This is a genomic window from Phormidium pseudopriestleyi FRX01 (assembly GCF_017313335.1).
In the GTDB taxonomy this organism is placed as follows: domain Bacteria; phylum Cyanobacteriota; class Cyanobacteriia; order Cyanobacteriales; family Laspinemataceae; genus Laspinema; species Laspinema pseudopriestleyi.
This window is the reverse complement of record NZ_JAFLQW010000585.1, coordinates 1-3,752: the sequence shown is the minus strand read 5'-3', so window position 1 is coordinate 3,752 and position 3,752 is coordinate 1. Positions and strand designations below refer to the sequence as shown.

At 46.7% G+C, this 3,752-nt stretch carries 2 protein-coding genes; one reads left to right on the top strand and one right to left on the bottom strand.

What is annotated here, in order from left to right; all coding sequences use genetic code 11:
* The first annotated feature begins 438 nt into the window (after positions 1 to 438).
* Complete coding sequence (locus J0895_RS22380) at positions 439 to 1,179, top strand: glutathione peroxidase (protein ID WP_207090205.1); 741 nt, start codon at positions 439 to 441, stop codon at positions 1,177 to 1,179.
* 267 nt (positions 1,180 to 1,446) lie between these two features.
* On the opposite strand, the gene J0895_RS22375 is transcribed toward J0895_RS22380, so the two are convergent.
* Positions 1,447 to 3,474, bottom strand: coding sequence for a mechanosensitive ion channel family protein (locus J0895_RS22375; protein ID WP_207090204.1), 2,028 nt, complete (start codon positions 3,472 to 3,474; stop codon positions 1,447 to 1,449).
* Positions 3,475 to 3,752: the final 278 nt, after the last annotated feature.

Below are 3,752 nucleotides of genomic sequence, written 5' to 3'. Positions count from 1 at the left end.
CAACAATCTGCTGAAAAGTAGCGACAACATTGGGATTGAATCTTGATGGAGTTGGTAGGGGCGCATTGACTACGCCCTTAAGGTTCAGATTCTGGACTCTTAAAGAATCCCACGCTCTTTAGACGTGGGAGTGTCAATCACTAAGGCTCTTTTACCCTCAATGTTACTTTTTGTCAACGAGCGTGAGACATAAAGCGATCGCCTTCAGCCACAGATCCCCGCAACTTTGCCAGATACTCGAACAGTTCCTGAGATTCGTTACAATAGTGAAGCACCAAATCCCCCGCTTTCTGTTTCACCCTGATAGAAACGAAAGCCGATCGCCGTTGGCTGGGGTTTTATCTACTCTAGCCCAAGAAAAAACAAGGGATTTTGTGGTCTGAATTAACCCTAAATTCTGGCATCCATCAACTAACTCAACAACTGGGAGAATCTATCATGTTACAAAATCGTGAAGGGCAAACCGTTCCTGATATTACCTTAAAAACCCGTCAGAATGCAGACTGGGTAACAGTCACCACCAATGAGCTATTTGCCGGGAAAACTGTCATCGTCTTTTCCCTACCCGGCGCATTTACCCCCACTTGTTCCTCTAGTCACGTTCCGGGCTACAATGAATTAGCCCCAACTTTTAAATCCAATGGCGTTGATGACATTATCTGTATTTCCGTCAATGACCCATTTGTGATGAATGAATGGAAAAAAGAACAAAAAGCAGATAATATCACCTTCATTCCTGATGGAAATGGCGAATTCACCGAAAAAATGGGAATGCTGGTCAACAAAGAAGACCTCGGATTTGGTCAGCGTTCCTGGCGCTACTCCATGTTAGTCAAAGATAAAACTATCGAAAAAATGTTTATCGAACCCGAGGTGGATGGCGACCCCTTTGAAGTCTCTGATGCAGAGACAATGCTCAAGTATATCAACCCGGAAGCGAAGAAACCCGAATGTGTTTCTCTGTTGACCAAAGAAGGTTGTCCCTATTGTGCTCGCGCTAAAGCGGCTCTAAAAGAACATGGGTTTGAGTATGAAGAAATTGTCTTAAATGACGATATTACCACCCGTTCTTTACGCGCTATTTCTGGAGCAACAACTGTTCCACAAGTTTACATCAACGGTAAGCATATTGGGGGGTCTGATGACCTGATTGAATACTTAAATCAACAGCGTAAGTAAGCCCCGTCATCCTAAATTGGGTTGATATTAGGTCTGAAAAATCCCCAACCTTAAACAGGTGGGGGATTTGTGTAGATAGAGCCTCAAGAGGGTTTGGAGACCAAACCCCTACATCAGATCAGAGGGTTTGGAGACTACATGAAACAACGATTTTTCGTCATTAAATTTACCACCTTGACAGGGCTAGGTTTCTAATCCCCAGCATTTTTCTTCAGAAATCCGGTGGAGAACCCTTACTGTACCCCAACACTAGAAACCGATTTCGGATTAGGGTGAAGCACTATCAGAATTTCCCCTCAGCATTTTAGGGGAGCGATCGCCGTTGGTATTACGCGCCTGTTTCAACAGTTCCAATGAACTCTGAAACACCACGGATTGTTGAGGTACACCGATCGCAATTCCCTGTTGATCCAACCGGATCTTCATCCGACGGCGAAACTCTCGCCCCACACTCCAATGTTGGAGGGGTCTGGTTTTAATCCAAATCCGAATTAAAATTCCCGAGTGTCCGATCTCGTCGATTCCCAATACTTCCGGGGGAGCAATCATTTTTTCCTCCCATTCGGATTCACTATAAATCTCTAAGGATAATTCTTGCAGCACTTGCAACACGCGGTCTACATTATTCTGATAGGCGACTGTGATCGTGAGATCCACTCGCGCCCACTCTTTTGAGAGATTGCGGACAATGGAAATCGCACTATTGGGAATTGTAATTAACTGTCCTTCCCCATTGCGAAGTTGAGTAATGCGGAGATTCATATTTTCCACGAGTCCGCCTACATCCTCTACCAAAATTACATCCCCGATCGCATATTGGTCTTCAAACAAAATCAAAAATCCATTGATCGTGTCTTTAATCAGACTTTGAGAGGCCAAGGAAATCCCCAACCCAATAATCCCAGCCCCGGCTAGAATAGGTGCAATATCAAGGCCAATTACCGATAGAGTCATGAGAATGCCGATACTCACGCAACCTCCTGCCGTCAGACTTTTAAACACTCCGGAAAAAGTGGAAAACCGGAGGGCCAAACGTCGAGATGCATTCAAGTCTACTAATTTACCCTCTTGCAAGACGCTAAAGAACCGATCAATGGCGATCGCACTCAGACGAACCCCAACAAAGGTACTCAACACCACCCCGAACAGCCGCAAAGGAACCGGAAGTAACGACAGCAGTATAACTTGGACGCCTCGACTCCAGGAAAACAATCCCAAAATGCTGTAGGTCCCGCCTCCCCAAATCACGACTTGCCCAAATTGCGCCAATCGTTGCTGGATATCGTTGACATTGAGCTGTTGCTGCTGTTTCATCTTGTACTGCAACTCCCCCATAGATTTGGTTTGTTGCTGCATTTCAATAGATTCAGATTCGGCGACGGGAACAGATTCGTCGGGGTGATGGATTTCCCTTGGAGGAACTGAGGTACTCTCCTGGGGTAGAGGATAAGGAGTGGCTAGGATTTGCTCCCGCTTGCGTTTAAACTGTTTCTGGTAGTAAAACAGGCTCAAACTAGAGAGTACCATTGCTAAGGCGATGGAGACTGCCCAGACGACCTGTTGTTCGAGATAGTCTGGTTGACGCTCTAATAAGGCGCGCAAGAGTCCCTGGCGAATCTGTTGTTGCCAGCGCTCGGCCACCATTTCCGGAGGCATCCCTAAGCGTTCGACATCTAACGCAGTTACCGTTAAAAGTCTAATTTGTTGTTGGGTGGAGGCTGTCCCCCACCGGGCATAAATGACGGGTAAACCGCCTAGGGGATTGTTGTAAAGTCGCAGATTTTGATTGATGAAGGTGGTAATCTCGTCGGATGAATAGGTTCCGTCAGAGTTCTGACTCTGCCGATTTTGCTGTAGTTCGGTTTTTACGCCCTCCAGCAAGTGCTGGAGTTGTCGCTCGATCGCCTCTACCCGAGACCCCTCCTCCAGTTCGATGGGAGACACGGGAAATAGGGACCGTCCATCGAGGCGAACGGGACGATTCAGATATGGGGTAAACCAGTCATCGGATAGCCAGTTGTTCGGGGACAGGGACAAGGGGGCTGCTGTTGCAGACGAGGGACTCGGTGAGTCTGCGGCAGAGTCTATCGGTTCAGATTCGGTGGAAGCCTCGGGGTTAGACTGTTCCGGTGGAATCTGGGCGATCGCAGCCGGAACGGAACTGGCTTGGAGGCTCAACACCTGAAGCGCCGCGATCGCCATCCATTGCCCAATCCGTTTAGCAATCTTTCGACCCCCTAGGGCCGATCGCCCGGTCCTAGCTGGTTTTATATCTTGACTTTTTTGAATGTCCATGATAAAATATTCAGCTTTTAACTTTACAAAACTTAACCTTGCTGCGACTTGATTATACTGCGTGGCTGTTGGAACGTCAGGCTTTTCGATAAACTCAGGGCTGGAGACAGAGTTTAAATTTCTGACTAAAGCTGTTTAAACTTACTCATTTTTCATGCTATTATAAGGTTATGAGCAAGTTTAGGATTGCCGAAGTCGCAAAAATTATGGAGAGTGTCACCATCTACATTGTTTTTAGCTAGTCTTTATGATAGCCTCCGTCACCAGAACAAAAAGAT

Excerpts from the sequence above, each read along its gene's own strand:
- J0895_RS22375 (WP_207090204.1), bottom strand. The coding sequence starts at position 3,474 with ATGGACATTCAAAAAAGTCAAGATATAAAACCAGCTAGGACCGGGCGA.
- J0895_RS22380 (WP_207090205.1), top strand. The coding sequence starts at position 439 with ATGTTACAAAATCGTGAAGGGCAAACCGTTCCTGATATTACCTTAAAA.